14 protein-coding genes are annotated in these 14,418 nt (G+C 66.3%); 4 read left to right on the top strand and 10 right to left on the bottom strand.

What is annotated here, in order from left to right; translation table 11 throughout:
- Positions 1 to 13: 13 nt before the first annotated feature.
- From OIT41_RS12020 to OIT41_RS11995, 6 genes are all read right to left on the bottom strand, one after another.
- Positions 14 to 1,768: an ABC transporter permease subunit gene (locus OIT41_RS12020; protein WP_264636503.1), complete on the bottom strand. Its 1,755-nt coding sequence runs from the start codon at positions 1,766 to 1,768 to the stop codon at positions 14 to 16.
- The gene (locus OIT41_RS12015; protein ID WP_264636502.1) at positions 1,768 to 3,294 is read right to left on the bottom strand and encodes an ABC transporter substrate-binding protein; all 1,527 of its coding nucleotides are present in this window, start codon (positions 3,292 to 3,294) and stop codon (positions 1,768 to 1,770) included. Before OIT41_RS12015 ends, OIT41_RS12020 begins: the two co-directional genes overlap by 1 nt.
- Before the next feature lie 34 nt (positions 3,295 to 3,328).
- The gene (locus OIT41_RS12010; RefSeq protein ID WP_241710517.1) at positions 3,329 to 4,597 is read right to left on the bottom strand and encodes an MFS transporter; all 1,269 of its coding nucleotides are present in this window, start codon (positions 4,595 to 4,597) and stop codon (positions 3,329 to 3,331) included.
- Positions 4,594 to 5,400, bottom strand: a complete 807-nt coding sequence (locus OIT41_RS12005) for an ABC transporter ATP-binding protein (protein WP_264636501.1) — start codon at positions 5,398 to 5,400, stop codon at positions 4,594 to 4,596. The genes OIT41_RS12010 and OIT41_RS12005 overlap by 4 nt, the downstream gene beginning before the upstream one ends.
- Complete coding sequence (locus OIT41_RS12000) at positions 5,397 to 6,269, bottom strand: ABC transporter ATP-binding protein (protein ID WP_264636500.1); 873 nt, start codon at positions 6,267 to 6,269, stop codon at positions 5,397 to 5,399. Before OIT41_RS12000 ends, OIT41_RS12005 begins: the two co-directional genes overlap by 4 nt.
- 97 nt (positions 6,270 to 6,366) lie before the next feature.
- Positions 6,367 to 7,218, bottom strand: coding sequence for an aminoglycoside phosphotransferase family protein (locus tag OIT41_RS11995; RefSeq protein WP_264636499.1), 852 nt, complete (start codon positions 7,216 to 7,218; stop codon positions 6,367 to 6,369).
- 75 nt (positions 7,219 to 7,293) lie between these two features.
- Here OIT41_RS11995 and OIT41_RS11990 point away from each other — a divergent pair, with 75 nt between their 5' ends.
- The 3 genes from OIT41_RS11990 to OIT41_RS11980 all read left to right on the top strand — a co-directional run bounded on the left by OIT41_RS11990 (position 7,294) and on the right by OIT41_RS11980 (position 8,985).
- A complete protein-coding gene (locus OIT41_RS11990; RefSeq protein ID WP_264636498.1) occupies positions 7,294 to 7,908 on the top strand; it encodes a cadmium resistance transporter in 615 nt (204 codons plus the stop codon).
- Positions 7,909 to 8,031: 123 nt separating this feature from the next.
- Positions 8,032 to 8,553 carry a hypothetical protein gene (locus OIT41_RS11985; RefSeq protein WP_264636497.1) on the top strand — a complete coding sequence of 174 codons (522 nt, stop codon included), beginning with the start codon at positions 8,032 to 8,034 and terminating at the stop codon, positions 8,551 to 8,553.
- Between the two features lie 60 nt (positions 8,554 to 8,613).
- Positions 8,614 to 8,985: a sec-independent translocase gene (locus OIT41_RS11980; protein WP_264636496.1), complete on the top strand. Its 372-nt coding sequence runs from the start codon at positions 8,614 to 8,616 to the stop codon at positions 8,983 to 8,985.
- Between the two features lie 4 nt (positions 8,986 to 8,989).
- Here the strand turns inward: OIT41_RS11980 and OIT41_RS11975 are convergent, their stop codons facing one another.
- Together OIT41_RS11975 and OIT41_RS11970 are read right to left on the bottom strand one after the other, a co-directional pair.
- Entirely contained in the window at positions 8,990 to 10,711 is a 1,722-nt protein-coding gene (locus OIT41_RS11975; RefSeq protein WP_264636495.1) for an amidase, read from the bottom strand.
- A complete protein-coding gene (locus OIT41_RS11970) occupies positions 10,708 to 11,754 on the bottom strand; it encodes an agmatine/peptidylarginine deiminase (RefSeq protein WP_241710525.1) in 1,047 nt (348 codons plus the stop codon). The genes OIT41_RS11975 and OIT41_RS11970 overlap by 4 nt, the downstream gene beginning before the upstream one ends.
- 101 nt (positions 11,755 to 11,855) lie before the next feature.
- Here OIT41_RS11970 and OIT41_RS11965 point away from each other — a divergent pair, with 101 nt between their 5' ends.
- Positions 11,856 to 12,509, top strand: coding sequence for a TetR/AcrR family transcriptional regulator (locus OIT41_RS11965; RefSeq protein ID WP_241710526.1), 654 nt, complete (start codon positions 11,856 to 11,858; stop codon positions 12,507 to 12,509).
- Here the strand turns inward: OIT41_RS11965 and OIT41_RS11960 are convergent.
- Both OIT41_RS11960 and OIT41_RS11955 read right to left on the bottom strand, forming a co-directional pair.
- Positions 12,506 to 13,345, bottom strand: a complete 840-nt coding sequence (locus OIT41_RS11960) for a PfkB family carbohydrate kinase (RefSeq protein ID WP_241710527.1) — start codon at positions 13,343 to 13,345, stop codon at positions 12,506 to 12,508. The two genes, OIT41_RS11965 and OIT41_RS11960, sit on opposite strands and share 4 nt — an antisense overlap.
- An 80-nt stretch (positions 13,346 to 13,425) precedes the next feature.
- A complete protein-coding gene (locus OIT41_RS11955; protein ID WP_241710528.1) occupies positions 13,426 to 14,403 on the bottom strand; it encodes a nucleoside hydrolase in 978 nt (325 codons plus the stop codon).
- Between the last annotated feature and the right edge of the window lie 15 nt (positions 14,404 to 14,418).

Genomic DNA, 14,418 nt, shown 5'->3' with positions numbered 1-14,418 from the left:
ATATTCGAATGAGTCAATCGGGACTACTCCAGGGGCTTCCCTTTGCCTGCGCGCGCGACCACGTCACGCTGGACAGTGAAACTGCCAGGATCGAGGCGAGGATCAACGCCGACGCCGGGGCGGCGACAGCCCAAGGGGCCCGCTCCACGTAGTTGATTCCTTCAGCGAGGATGAGGCCCCACTCGGGGGACGGCTGATGGGGGCCGAGGCCCAGGAATCCCAAGGCGGCCAAGGCGAGCGCGATTCCCGGTACCCGGAGCATCGAATGCCTGAACACCGGGCCAAGGATGGCCGGGAGGATGTAGCGCCAGAGGATGCGGACCCTTCCCACGCCCAGGACCGGAAGGATCTTCACATGGGGTTGTGCCCTGGCCTCCTGTGCCAAGGCCGCTGTATGGGCGGCCAGGGGTGCCCAACTCACCAAGGTGACGGCTATTGCTGCTCCTTCGGCCGAGGGGCCGGTCATCACGGCAACGATCAGCCCGGCCAGGATGGGCGGAGCGGCGTTGGCTACTTCCAGCGGACCGGTGGCCGCGAGCGGGAAGAGCCCGACGACGATCCCGATCACAAGGCAAGCCAGCACCACGAGCAAAGCCGTCCCCAGGGTGGACACGGCGCCATGCCCCACCCGGGCAAGGAGATCCCGTCCGCTGGCATCGGCACCGAAGGGCAGTTCGAAGCCCGGGCCGGCAAGCCGTGCATGGCTCGAGGTAAACGGATCGCGAAGCAAGCCCGCGGCGACGATGAGCAGCAACGCTCCCGCCGCCACGAGCGGAACGGCGACATCCCGCCGTCGTGGTCTTCCCGGCGAGTCCGGAACCGGAACTGTGCCCGAGCGTAGCGCCGCTCCCACCAGAAGGTATCGGACCGCAGCACTGAGGGAACCCGCCCCGATCGCCAGCATGAGAAGGGCCAGGACTCCTGCCTGCAGCGCGGGTATGTCCTGGGCGCTCGCCGCGCCCAGGACCGCGCGGCCCAAGCCGGGAACCGCGAAGACCTTCTCCACCGCAACCGCCCCGCCGGTGAGGCCGATGAGGACAAGCCCGATCTGGCTCATCACCGACGGCAACGCCCGGCGGAGAACCGCCGCGGTGAGCCTGGCGGGGCTTGCTCCGGCCATCGCCCACGTGGCCACCCATTTTTCGGCGAACGCCAGGCTGGTGGCGTCGGAAAGCAGCCGCCCGATCAGCCCGCCGGCAGGCAGGCCGAGGGCGAGTGCCGGCAATACCGCATGGTCCAGGCCCTGCCAGCCATAGGGCGGAAACCAGCCCAGCCACACGGCACCGACGACAAGGAGCATCGCCGCCAGGAGGAACTCGGGAAGGGCGGTCATGGCCGCCGCTACGACGCCGGACCCCGGCCCGGGGTTCCCGGCCAGGCCCCGCATCACGGCAGGAACGCACAGTGCGGTGGCCATCACCGTTGCAACGGCCACCGCGCATGCCATCAAGGTGACGGACACTCCGAGGGTTTCCACGGTGCCGGGGCCGACCGGCGTATTCGTAATCCAGGAATTTCCCATGTCCCCGCGCAAGACGCTTCCTGCCCAGTCGAGGAAGATGTGTACTGGTCCTCGATCGAGTCCGAGTTCCGCGCGGATCATGCCCAGCGTCTCATCGGTCGCTTCCCGGTCGGCGTACCGGGCCCGCAGGATGGTGTACTCGGGGCGCTGTCCCGAAAGCCAGGGCAACAGCCCGATCAGCACCACTATGGCGAGGAGCGCCAAGGCCCGGGAAGCCGCGGTTTTGATGAACGCCGGGCCTGGCATCAGCCGGCGATTCCTGTCTTGCTGGTGATCAGGGCGCGCTCGCGGGGATCACGTTCGACGTTCCGGATCCTGGCCGATTCGCCTTGGATGACGCGCTCGTGCAGCAGCGGCACGGCAGCATCCTTCGAGAGGATCAGTGCTTCGGCGGCGGCAATTGCCGCCCGGCGCTCCGGGCCTGCGGGGATGGCTGCGGCCTTGCCCAGTGCTGCGTCCACCTCCGGATCGCAGAACTGGGAGATATTGAAGGAGCCTTTGCAGGAGAAGTCGCTGAACATGTAGGCGACAGGGTCGCCGGAGTCGAGGACCGTTGCCCGGGACAGGATGAAGGCGTCGAACTTGCCGGCCAGGGCGTCCGCCTCGATGTGCTGGTACTCGCGGACTTCCTGCTCCACGATGAAACCTGCAGCTTCGAGTTGCTGCTCAAGCTGCACGGCGACCTCGGGCAGTTCGGCGCGGTCCGTGAACGTGCCGAGTTTGATGCGGCGGCCATTGGCGGGTGCTGCTTCCGCCCGCTTCTTCAGCGTGTCGGCATAGGAGGTGCCCTGCCGTTCCTTCGCTGCCCAGGGAAGGGCCGGGCCAAGGAGGCCCTCGGCGATGTCCGCTCGTCCCTCGTAGACCCGTTCGACAAGGGCGGCGCGCTCGACCGACGCCCGGGCCGCTGCCCGGACCGACGGATCCGCGAAAGGGCCCGTCTTGGTGTTCAGGTAGAGGGTGTTGGTGCGGGGCATGGGAACTTCGTGGATCAAGTCCGCCTTGACCTGGGCAACCTGGCCTACGGGAATGGCCTCCACGACGTCGGCAGTTCCGGTCCTGAGCGCGGCAGCCCGCGCGGTGCCGTCCGGAACGTACTGGACGTCGACGCCACTGCTCGCCGCTTTCTCTCCCCAGTAGTCGGCGAAGCGGTTCAGCGTTGCCGAGCTGGTGCCGTCCGCGGACGCCAGGACATAAGGGCCCGTTCCGGCGTTGATGGGGCTCACGACCCCGCCTGGCTTGTAGGCGGATGCGGCGAGGATGGAAAGCTGGGGGCTCGAAAGCCGCTGCGGAACCAGCGGGTCGTCCGTTTGGGTGGTGACGACGACGGCGCTCCCGCCGTCCGCACGGACGCCCAGCTGCACGCCGTCGAGGATCCGCGGCTTGGGCTTCGCGTTGGCCGCCGCCGTCAACGATGCCGCCACTTGCTCGGCCGTCAGAAGCGTCCCGTCATGGAATTTCACCCCTGTGCGCAGTTCGAAGCGCCAGTTCCTGCCGTCCAGTTGCTCCCAGGCCGTTGAAAGCGCCGGCTGCGCATCGCCGAGCGCATCGAGGACAACCAGCGTCTCGGCGGTCTTCCAGCGTGAGAGTTTGAAGGCGTCGTCGCTCAAGGGAGTAAGTCCTGAACGGGGTGGCTGCAGCATGGCTACTTTGATTCGGGAGTCGGTACTGCCGGCCGATGATGCGTTGCCTTGGGCGAAGCAAGCGCTGAGGGCGGCGGCCATTGCGGTGGAGAGGAGTATCGCCGTCATTGCTTGTGGGCGTGGAATAGCCATGGATTGGTGCCTTCTTTCGTGGGTGTGAGTGGATCTAGGCGGGGTGGAGTTGTTGTGTGCGCGGCGCCGGAACGGGTGCCGCAAGGAAGCGGTGGATGAGTGCCGCGGAGGCTGCCGCGAAGATTGCCGACACCAGCCACGGAGCGGCCGCGGCCAGGGATGGTGTGGTGGCCTGTTCATAGAGGGGAGCAAGCGCGACATTGCCGAGCAGAACCATCGTTCCGCCGCAGCTCGCGAGCAGGCCGTAGTAGGCGCCGGTGGGGCGTCCTGCGGCATATTCGAGGACCAGATCCATGGCAACGGGTGCCACGCACATGTGCCCGAGGGCAAGCGCGGTAACCAGCAGGAACGCCGGCAGCGCAGGGAATGCAGCGGGTGCAGGAAGCACGGCCATGGCTGCAATTGCCACGAACCCCAGGCCCTGGACGGCAAATCCCACGGCAAGTGCTGCGCCTGGGCCTTTCCGTTTCATGAGCCCCGCGATGGGCCATTGCAGGGTGATGGTCAGGATGGATGCATAGGCGAAAACCGCGGAAAGTGCCCCCAAGCCGGCGTCGCTCCGTTCCAGTTCGATGGGTAGACCGAAATAGAGCTGGTTGTAGGCAAAGAGGTTGACGCTGTAGAAAGCCGCGAAGGCGACGAAGCGCTTCTCCCTGAGGCAGGACCAAGCGTCCGACGGCGGTGCGGCGCCCGGGTGCTTCACGGACGGTGCGACCGCGCTCGCCGTAGTTGCTGGAAGGAACGCGTTGAAGACCACGGCCATCACGGCAAAGACACCCGACCCGGCGAGCAGTGCTGTGTCGAAGCCGGTCTGGAGCAGGATGGACCCGAGCAGGGGACCCGCTACCGCCCCGACTTCTCCGAAGATGACCAGCAGCGCAAAAAGACTGGTCTTGCGGGGCTGAAGGGCGGCTCGTCGTTCTTCGGCCCCGCCCACAAGGCTTTCCAGGGCGGGTGAAAAGAGGGCGCCACCGACCCCCGTGATGACGGCTCCCAGGAGAAAAAGGGGGAAGTCCGAAGCCCAGATCAACAGAAGGTACCCGGAAATCCTGGCCAGGCATCCGGCGATCATGACGGGCCGCGCTCCCCAACGATCCGCGGCGGCGCCGCCCACGAAGAACAATCCTTGCTGGGCGAAGGTGCGGGCCCCGAGGACGATTCCCACGGCCATCGCGCCCATGCCGAAGTCCTCGCGCAGGGAAACCGCCAGGAAAGGGACAACGGAGTAGAAGCCAAGGTTGAAAATGAGCTGGCTGGCCAGCAGGAGCCGCGGCATGGGCTCCGCGCGGGGGTTCCCGTTCATGCCCTGTCCTTGTGGTCTTCTTTGTGCCTGCGCAGACGGGGGATGGAGTTGACGAGCTCCCCGGCCTCCCTGGTCTGTGGCTTGGCGTACACGGCGTCGGTAGGCCCTTGTTCCACGATGCGTCCCTCGGAGAGAACGAGGGTCCGGGAGCACAGCCGGGCGACCGCGGCCAGGTCATGCGAGACAAACAGGAGCCCAAGCCCGTCCCGATGGACCAAATGCTCCATGAGGTCCAGGACGGTGTTCCTGAGCGGAAGGTCGAGCCCGCTCACCGGCTCGTCGGCCAGCAGGACGCTCGGAGCGGGGACCAGCGCCCGCGCAATGGCCACGCGTTGGTTTTGGCCGCCGGAGAGTTCCCGGGGTCGACGCGTAAGCATGCCCGGATCGAGATCGACCCGCTGCAGCGCATCCAGGATCATCCGGCGGTGGTCTCCGTTGATGCGCAGTTGCCTCAGGGGCTCCAGGAGAAGGCGTTCCACGTTCATCCCCGGGTCGAGGCTCGCTGCCGGATTCTGCGGGATGTATTGCACCGCGCGGCGGTACCACCTCAATGACGATGCCGGGCCGGGCGCCACCGGAGTGTCGTTGAACGTGACGGTTCCGGCGTCCGGCTTCTCCAAAGCAAGCAGGATCCGCAGGAGCGTCGATTTTCCGGCCCCCGAGCCACCCACCAGGCCGAGGCGGTCTCCGGCAGCAATCCTGAGGGACACGCCCCGCAATGCGGGCCGGGACTGGCGTTGTGCCAGGAGTCCTCTGCCGGGGTAGCTGAGGCCCAGATTGGAGGCACTCAATACTGCATTCATGCCGTGGCTTCCCGGGGGAGGGCATCGAAGCCGGCATGGGCTGCTTCAACCAACTGCTTCGTGTAGGGGTGGCGGGGCCGCTCCACCAGCGCTTTCATCGATCCCTCTTCGACGATCCGGCCGGAACTCAGGACAAGGGCGCGGTGGCACAATGCCGCTGCCACGGCTAGGTCATGCGTGATGAACAACATTGCGGCCGCGGATCCGGAACGTCCGGACGCAGGGCTGCTCGGCTTCGAATGCATCGACCGCGAATACGAGGTCAAAGCCTCGAGGACCTTGGCCTGGTTGACCATGTCCAATGCAGTGGTGGGTTCATCCGCCACCAGGACGGAACTATGGCAAGCGAGGGCTAGCGCGATGCAGACCCGTTGCAGCTGACCGCCCGACAATTCGCCGCTGAAGCTCTCCATGGTCCGCCCGGCTTCCGCTATTCCTACCGCCTCAAGCAGCTCACGTGCCCGTTTCCGGGCCATGGAGCCTGAAAACCCACCATGCCGCAGCGGGATCTCCAGCTGTTTGCCGAGGTGCACCAGGGGATTGAGGGCCGACATGGGGTCCTGATGTATGGCGGCGATCCCGGCGCGGCTGCTTCGCCTGCGGGACAACGGCACGTCCACACCATTGATCAGCAACTCCCCGGAAAAACTCATCGTGGCCGGAAGCTGTCCCAGGAGGGCCGCCGCGGTCAGGGACTTGCCTGAACCGGAGGCTCCGAGAAGCGCCAGTCTTTGTCCCGGGTCAATAGCGAAACTGACTCCGTCTATCAAGGCGCGTCCCCGGAGGGACACCCTCAAATCTCGGACCAGGAGGGCAGGGTGCATGGCGGACTTTCGGGTAGGAGCGATGATGAGTATTGATGCTATCAATACTCATTCTCATTAAGCGAAATAATGACATGCGTTGAGCCTTGCTCCGTGCCATGCGCGCGACGCTTCCCTTAGTCCTGCGTCGCCCCGACCAGGCTTAGCGGCTCGTTATCGCGGCATGGAGAGCTGCGGCGTTTTCGGCGAGCCATGCCTGGCGGCGAAGAATCTTGTCCCCGACGCCTTCGTCCCACATCCGTTTCCACCCGCCGCCCTTGGTGAGCGCCCGGTGCCTCATCAGATGCCAGGAGCGGTCTGCGGCGTTCCGGGCCACGTGGACTACCTTGGCGCGGTCAGCAGGACCCAGGCCATAGGCGTCCACCAGCACGGCGGCACGGGAGGCGGCGTCGACCCCGCGCATGACGGGATCGCGGTCGGTGACGGGCATCCAGGCGCCCCACCAGAGGAGTAAGTTCGCGACTTCTTCAGCCCGGGTCGCGGGGCGCAGGAGATCGAAGTCGATCAGGGCGACGGCGGTGCCGTCCCGGAAAACGACATTCTCCGGGGTGATGTCCATGTGGGCGAGGAATGTTGCCGGTCCGGCGATCGAGCCGGGGCATCCAAGGGGATCAGCGCCGTCGTGCGCGTACGCCCAGTCCGGTACACCAAGCGGCTGCACGGCATCATCGTAAGCCCGCACCAAGCGCGCGACGCTGATGGCGCTCGATTCGTCGGCGACCCGGCGTGGCCAAGGGCGGCCGGCGGCCTCGCCGGGAACGAAACTCAGGGTGTCCCTGCCGTCTTCGTCGATGCCGAGGAAGCGCGGCGCCCCCTGGAAGCCGGCCGATTGGAGGAAATCCAGGACGCGGCGGACCCTCGGAGAAGCGTCGCTCGCAGGGCGCCGCACCGTATCGCCCACCCGGACGAGCCCCTCCGTCACGTCCCCGCCAAGGAGCGGAACGGCAGGTTCCGGCTGGCCACACTCGACGTACGGACGGGCATCGGTATCCATCGTCCGATGCTGCCACGGCCCGGTCGATGGCGCCAGCCGGTGCGGTCCGGGCAGGGGCGCCTGCTTCAAGCGGTAATGTCATCAGCGATGGAAGATCTGGGCGGCACCGTACTGACAGCGGCTGGAGCCTTTGCCGCGACAAACCTCGACGACCTGCTGGTCTTGTCCGTTCTTTTCTTGTCGGCCAGGACCCGGACGGTGCCAAGACTCTGGAGAATCTGGGTAGGCCAGTACGTCGGCATCGGAATACTGACCGTGGTGGCGGCCGCGGCGGCATTGGCGCTCACTCCGGTCCCGGTTGAGTGGGTGGGTTTCCTCGGGCTGGTGCCGCTCGCTTTGGGGTGCTACACCTTGCTCAAGGTCGCCCGCCCGTCCGGACATCCACCGAAGCCGCGCTCGCTGAACGTGCCCGTGGTTGTCGCTGTGACAGTAGCCAACGGTGGAGACAACATCTCGGTATACATTCCGCTTTTCCGCTCGCTGGGGCCGGCGGCCTCGGTGACGACGGGGCTCACCTTCGCGGTGATGGTGGCGGTGTGGTGCGCAGCCGGCTTCTGGCTGACAGCGCACCCGAAGGTGGGTGTGCTCTGCCGCCGGGCTGGAAACCGGGTTATTCCCGTGGTGTACATCGCCCTCGGGATCACCATCATTGTCCGCTCCGGAGTCGTCGCCCTGCTGGTGCAGCCCTGATCTGCACGTAGCGTGCAGGTTTCTCCCATTCGGAAGTGATATGACTGCGGGTGGGTTTCAACCGGAAGCGCGCAGGAGGATTGGCAGGGTATGTTCCGAGGTTGGTTTGTTGTAGGCGCTCTGGTGGTGCTCTTCGTGGCGGCGGCTGTGTTGGGGTTCGGAGCCATCTTCCGGGCCAAGAGTGTGGCGGCACGGATTGACGCGGCCGCGGCGGGGCTATTGGCCGCAACCATGGCGGCGGTAGGGCTCGGATGGGCCCAGCTAGGTGTCGTCCCCTGGGGAGCAGCGATTGGCCTTGTCTTCCTCCTTTTCGTCATCAGAATCGTGTACAGGAGCTCGGGTCCCGGCGAGGCGGGGCGATGGTCCGCCATCTACAACGCCCTGGTGGCGGCGCTTTCGGGCTGGGTGCTGCTTTCCGCGTCGAGCGGAGCCGGATCGGTGTCGGATCATCCAGGCCACCAATTGGGCATCATCCTTGCCGACATCATGGGCGCCCTGCTCATGATTTTCGCCGCCACCGGGTGGGTGCTGGGCACCTTCGCGATGCCGGCCGAGAGCAAATCGCACGCCGTTCCTCGATGGAAGGGCGTGCGCGAGGCGCTGATGGCTGCTGGACTTGCCGTCGCGTTGTTCGCGATATCCTAGCCCGATCCACCCAGCCCGGCACCGCCCTGAACCACCGGGTGGTGGCTTTAGAATGGAGCCATGATCGATATTTCGGTCGAGAAGATTGCCCTTCTCCTGATCATTGCCGTGTTGGTCCTTGGGCCGACCAAGCTTCCAGAGTATGCAAGGAAGCTTGGTCGGCTCATCCGCGAACTGCGGCGCATGGCCTCCGGCGCGCAGGAAAAGCTCCGGCAGGAGCTCGGCCCGGAATTCGAGGACATCGATTGGCGGAAAATGGATCCACGCCAATACGATCCTCGCCGCATTATCCGTGAAGCCCTCCTCGAGGACGAACCGCTGCCTGAGCCTTCCATCCCAGCCCAAATGCAGCATCCTGTACAGCCTCCCGCCCGCCCGGTTATGCGGCTGGCGGCCGGGCAGAAGGCCCCTTTCGACGACGAGTCCACCTGATCCGTCAGTCGAGGCGCGGTGTGCGCGGGGGAGCGGTACGACGCTCGCCTGTTGCTTCGAAGGCCGCAGCCAAGGCGAGCAGTGCGGTGTCGTCATAGGCGCGGCCGGCAAACGTGAGCCCGACGGGCATGCCGATATCGCTCATGGTTCCCATCGGCGCTGTGACGGTCGGGATTCCCAGATGCCGCGGAACGAGGTTGCCGTTGGCCACCCAGACGCCGTTGCGCCAGCCAAGATCGGCTGAGGATTCGTTGATGTCCATGTCCGCCGGTCCGACGTCGGCGGCGGCGGGGAAGACGACGGCGTCCAGCTTGAGACCGTCCATCCATTCCTCGAGGTCCACCCGCCGGGTCTCTTCGAGTCCGCGCAGGCCTTCTTCGAGGAACGGGATGTCGGTGACGGACGCGACCCGACGCGCGCGGATGTGCGCGGGATAGTCGGCGATGTCGTCGTCGAAGCCGTCATAGCGGTCCGGAAGCGCCCCTTCCGGGTGCGGGAAGATCGCCCCGCCGTCGACGTCGGCCAGGCTGTTGAGCGCCGGGTCGCCGTTTGCCGAGAGGAAATCGTCCCAGGCCCACGCCGAGAGATCGACTATTTCCCGCCGGAGGAACTCCGGGCTCACCAGTCCGCGGGTGGCTATGGTAGGTGCGCCCGGGCGGTCGCCTTCGTAGTTGGAGACCACAGGGAAGTCCACCAACACCACCTCGGCACCGGCGGCTTCGAGGTCGCGCCGGGCAGCCTCCCATAGGTCCATCACCGAATCGCGCGTCCGGATTCGTTGGCCCGTGGGGCCGCCGATGCCCGGAGTTTCGCTGGTACCGGCCTCGAAGTCTGCGTTGATGTACATGCGCGGCACTCCGAGGCGTTTCCCCTTCAACGGCGAGCGGGCGCCGTCGAGGTCGGATGGTGCCAGCGCCGGATAGGAAGCCGGACGGACCCTTGACGCGGCCGGGACCTCCACCCACGGCTGCGCACGCCAGAAGTCGCCGCGGGTTTCGGCGTCGTCGGCAACGATGACATCGAGCAGTTCCAAGAGGTCCGCCATGGAGCGCGTGTGGGGGACCACCACATCCATGGTGGGGACCAGCGGCCAGTTGCCACGCACTGAAATGACTCCGCGCGAGGGGGTGTAGGCGCACAAGGCATTGTTCGACGCCGGTGCGCGGCCACTTGACCAGGTCTCCTCGCCCAGGCCGAAGGCTCCGAAGCTCGCGGCGGTCGCGGTTCCCGAGCCGTTCGAGGATCCGGATCCGAAGGCCGCGGTGAGGAAATCGCCGTTGTAGGGGCTCTCGGCGCGTCCATAGACGCCGCGCTGCATGCCGCCGTTGGCCATGGGTGGCATGTTGGTCAGGCCGATCAGCACAGCGCCTGCCGCGCGGAGGCGTTCGATGGTGAAGGCATCGCGTTGGGCGATGAGGTTTTCGAAGGCGGGGGAGCCCGCGGCGGCCGTGAGCCCTTTGGCCAGGTAGCTGTCCTTGGCAGTGTAGGGAATGCCGTCGAGGGGCCCGAGGACGCTGCCGTTTGCCCTGCGTTCGTCGGAGGCCCGGGCATCGGCGAGCGCTTCGGGATTCATCACAACCAGGGCGTTCAATGTGATGCCGTTGCGGTCGTAGGCGTCGATGCGGTCCAGGTACGCCTGGGTGAGTTCCTCGCTGGTTACCTCGCCTGTCTCCAGCGCTGCACGCAACTGCGAAATGGAGGCCTCGACGACGTCGAAGCGGCTCATCGTGCAGCCGGCCTGGTGAGGGTGGGCTGCTGTTGCGTGATGCAGTGGATTCCTCCGCCCCTGGCAAGGATTGGCCGGGCGTCCACGGTGACGACGCGGCGGCCCGGATACGCCTCGGCCAGGATTTCCGCGGCCAAGGCGTCGGCCCGTTCTTCGCCGTAGCCGCACGCAATCACGCCGCCATTGACCACGAGATGGTTGACGTAGCTCCAATCGACGAAGCCTTCTTCATCGCGCAGGGTCTCGGGTGCGGGAAGCAAGGTGATCTCGAACGGCTTGCCTGTGGCGTCCTGTTGGGTTTCGAAGAACCGTTGGAGGGTGCGGCTGACCTCGAAATCGGGGTGACCTGGATTGGTCTGCGAGTGCAGCAGGACCTGGCCTGGCGAAGGAAGTGTCGCCACCATGTCGATGTGTCCGCGCGTACCGAGGTCTTCGTAGTCACGAGTGAGTCCCCGCGGCACCCAGACGGTGTGGGTAGTGCCCAGCGTGCGTGACAGCTCGGCTTCGACGCGTGCCTTGTCTGCAGAGGGGTTCCGGCGTGGATCCAGTTGGACGGTTTCGGTGGCGAGCACGGTTCCTTCACCGTCGACGTGGATGGCGCCGCCTTCGTTGACCAGCAAGGAAGTAACCAGTTCCGCGCCGGACGCTTCGGCGACAAACCGGGCCATGCCCGCGCTCTTCTGCCATTCGGACCAGGCCGGTGCGCCCCAGCCGTTGAAGATCCAGTCGACTGCGCCCAGCACGCCGGGACGTTCGTCGTCGACGACGAAGGTGGGTCCGACGTCGCGCATCCAGAATTCGTCGAGGGGAGCCTCAAGCTGTTCGATCCCGGCGCCGAGCATCCGGCTGGCCCTGTCCCGTTCGCTGGGGTCGACCACCATGGTGACGGGCTCGAACTCGGACACCGCGTGCGCGACGGCGGTCCATGCCGCATACGCTTCTTCCGCCGACGCGGCGTCGTCGCCCAAGGTCAGGCCAGTGCGGGGGAACGCCATCCAGATGCGCTCATGGGGTGCGGTTTCGGCCGGCATTCTCCAGGCCATGGAAGCCTCCTCTGTGTTGGTGAGGTGAAAGTGTTGGTGAGGTGAAAATTGTTATTGATCGCATGATCAATAACAGGAAAGCTACTTTAGACTGGTCTGTGATGTCAAGCACCATACAGAAACGCGCTGCGCGGAAGACGCCCGCCGAACGCGCTGCCGAAATAGCCGAGGCCGCCCGGGAAATAGCGCTCGAACAGGGGCTTTCCGCCATTACACTGCGCAACGTGGCGGCACGGGTGGGCGTGGCCTCGGGCCTCGTGGCGCATTACCAGCCCAATGTGGAGGCCCTGGTGGCGGGCATTTTCGCGACCATCGTGGCGGCGGAGACCGAAGAGGTTGCCGGCCTTCTGGAGACGCAGCCGACTCCCTTGGAACAGCTCGGAATGCTCCTCGAAACACTCATGGACGGCAGCCGCCTCGATGTCACGGCAATCTGGGTGGAGGCGTGGACCCTGGGGCGCCGGAACGAGGCGCTCGCAGCCTGCGTCCGTGAGCAGATGGATGCATGGCAGGCGGTGGTGCAGCGCGTCGTCGAAGCGGGGATCGACGCCGGTGAGTTCGAGACGTTCGATGCTCCGTCTGTCGCCTGGCAGATCCTGGGCATGGTGGACGGGCTGAATGCCCAGGCCTTGGTGCGCTGGGACGGCGTCAGCGACCGCGGTACGCACCTGGCCCGCGCAGTGGAAGGCATGGTGGGTGCGGCCCGCGGTTCGCTGCTGCCGGGCGGTGCCCCGCCCATAAGCCCGGACTCTTAGTTCCGCAGGTAGTGTTCCAGCCGCTCGAACTCCGGTTGGGAAAGCTCGCTCGCGACGGCGGCAGCCCCCACCGCGCAGGCCGCCGCGAGGCTGCTTTCCTCATCGAGGCCGGACGAGAGTGCCAGCACGAGGGCAGCACAGAAAGCGTCACCGGCCCCCACGCTGTTGACGACGCTCGTCTTGCTCGCAGGTGCGTGGGCGGTCTTGACCCCTCGCGTGTACATCGACGCACCGCCTGCGCCGTAGGTCACGGCCACGCGTTTGGCGCTCCGGAGCTCGGGGATGAGCTCGTACTCGGATTTGTTGACGATCACCAGCTCGCACCGCTCTAGAAGTTCTCCCGGGAGTGCCTGTGCCGGGGCCGCGTTGAGGGCGAAGAACCCGGACGTGCGTCGAGCGGCTTCGAGCACGGCATCGACGGAGATCTCCAGCTGTGCGAGTACGGGCCCGCCATCGGTGAAATCGACGTGGTCGAGCGAAACCATGGCGTTGGCTCCAGGAGCCACGGCGATCTGGTTCTCGCCCTCGCTGTCGATCACGATCAAAGCGGTACCGGTCGGCGCGGAAACCTGCTTCACTGCGGAAATATCAACCCCTGCACGGTCCAAGGCCTCCGTCAGGAGCCGGCCGTCCGCATCCGCGCCGACGGCCCCCACCATGCGCGCGGCGCCACCCAGCCGTGCGGCAGCCGCGGCTTGATTACCGCCCTTTCCGCCGGGTTGACGGTTGAGGGCGCCTTCGCCGATGGTTTCACCGGGGGAGGGCAGGCGGTGGACGCGGCATGTGAGATCGACGTTGAGGCTGCCGACAACGGTGAGCGTGCTGGGGATGGGCATGGACTGTCCTTCGGGTGGTGCTGGATTATGGTGCCGGGTTTCCGGCCCCGTGCCGGAAGCCTTGTTCATCGAAAGCCCCTTCAGTTCGCCGCCGGCAAGGACAGGATCCGTTCCAGGAGGTGGGCGGCGGCGTCACCCTTGACGGACAGCACAACCCGGGACGCCCGTTCCGGCACCTGCAGCGCGCCCGCGTCTCCGCCGTCGATCCGCTCACAGCGGGTCTTGCCATGGGCCTCGCCGGTGCTCGTGTCGACGGAAATTCCGACGTACGGGGCGTCGTCGAGCTCCAGGGCGCCGACGGCGATTGCCGCCGCCAGCGGATCGTGGAGGGCGGCGCAATGCTCACCGAAAATCGTGTTGTAAAAGGCGAAATACTGCACGAGCATGCCGGAGAGAGCATCGGCCACCGGGTGTCCCGCCGCCCCAAGGGCCGCACGATGGGCCTCATCGAAGCGGTGGTTCATGGTGAGGTCCAAGGGAACCATGGTCACCGGCCAGGCGGCCTCCATCACCACGGCGGCCGCCTCGGCGTCATTGAAGATGTTGGCCTCGGCGACGGGGCTGATGTTGCCCGGCACAAACGCGGCTCCGCCCATGATCGTGACATCGCGGACGAGCGACGGGAGCTCCGGATCCAGTTGCAGCGCGAGGGCCAGATTGGTGAGCGGACCGACGGCGATGACGCGCAATTCACCCGGGTGCTCGTTGGCGAGCCGCACCAGCATCTCCGCGGCAGTCTCCGATTCGAAGGTCAGCCCGGAGTCTTCCAGGACGACCCCGCCGATTCCGTTCTCGCCGTGAACGTGCGGCGCCCCGCCGTCGAACGTTCCCAGGAGGGGATCATGGGCACCCACGGCGACCGGGATCCCGGCCCTCCCGGCTGCATGGAGCAGGTTCAACGTGTTGACTGCCCCCGTTGCGGCGCTGACGTTGCCGCTGACGGTTCCGATCCCGGCCAGCTCCACCTCGGGGCTCGCCAAAAGATAGGCGATGGCGAGGGAATCGTCGATGCCGGTATCGCAATCGAGGTAAAACGGCTGCGGTGTGGTGGTGGTCATGGTGCTCCTTCGTGG

This window comes from Arthrobacter sp. YA7-1 (genome assembly GCF_025960325.1).
GTDB classification, from domain to species: Bacteria; Actinomycetota; Actinomycetes; order Actinomycetales; family Micrococcaceae; genus Arthrobacter; species Arthrobacter bambusae_A.
The sequence above is the reverse complement of the archived record's forward strand: the minus strand, read 5'-3'. Positions and strand labels throughout refer to the sequence as shown.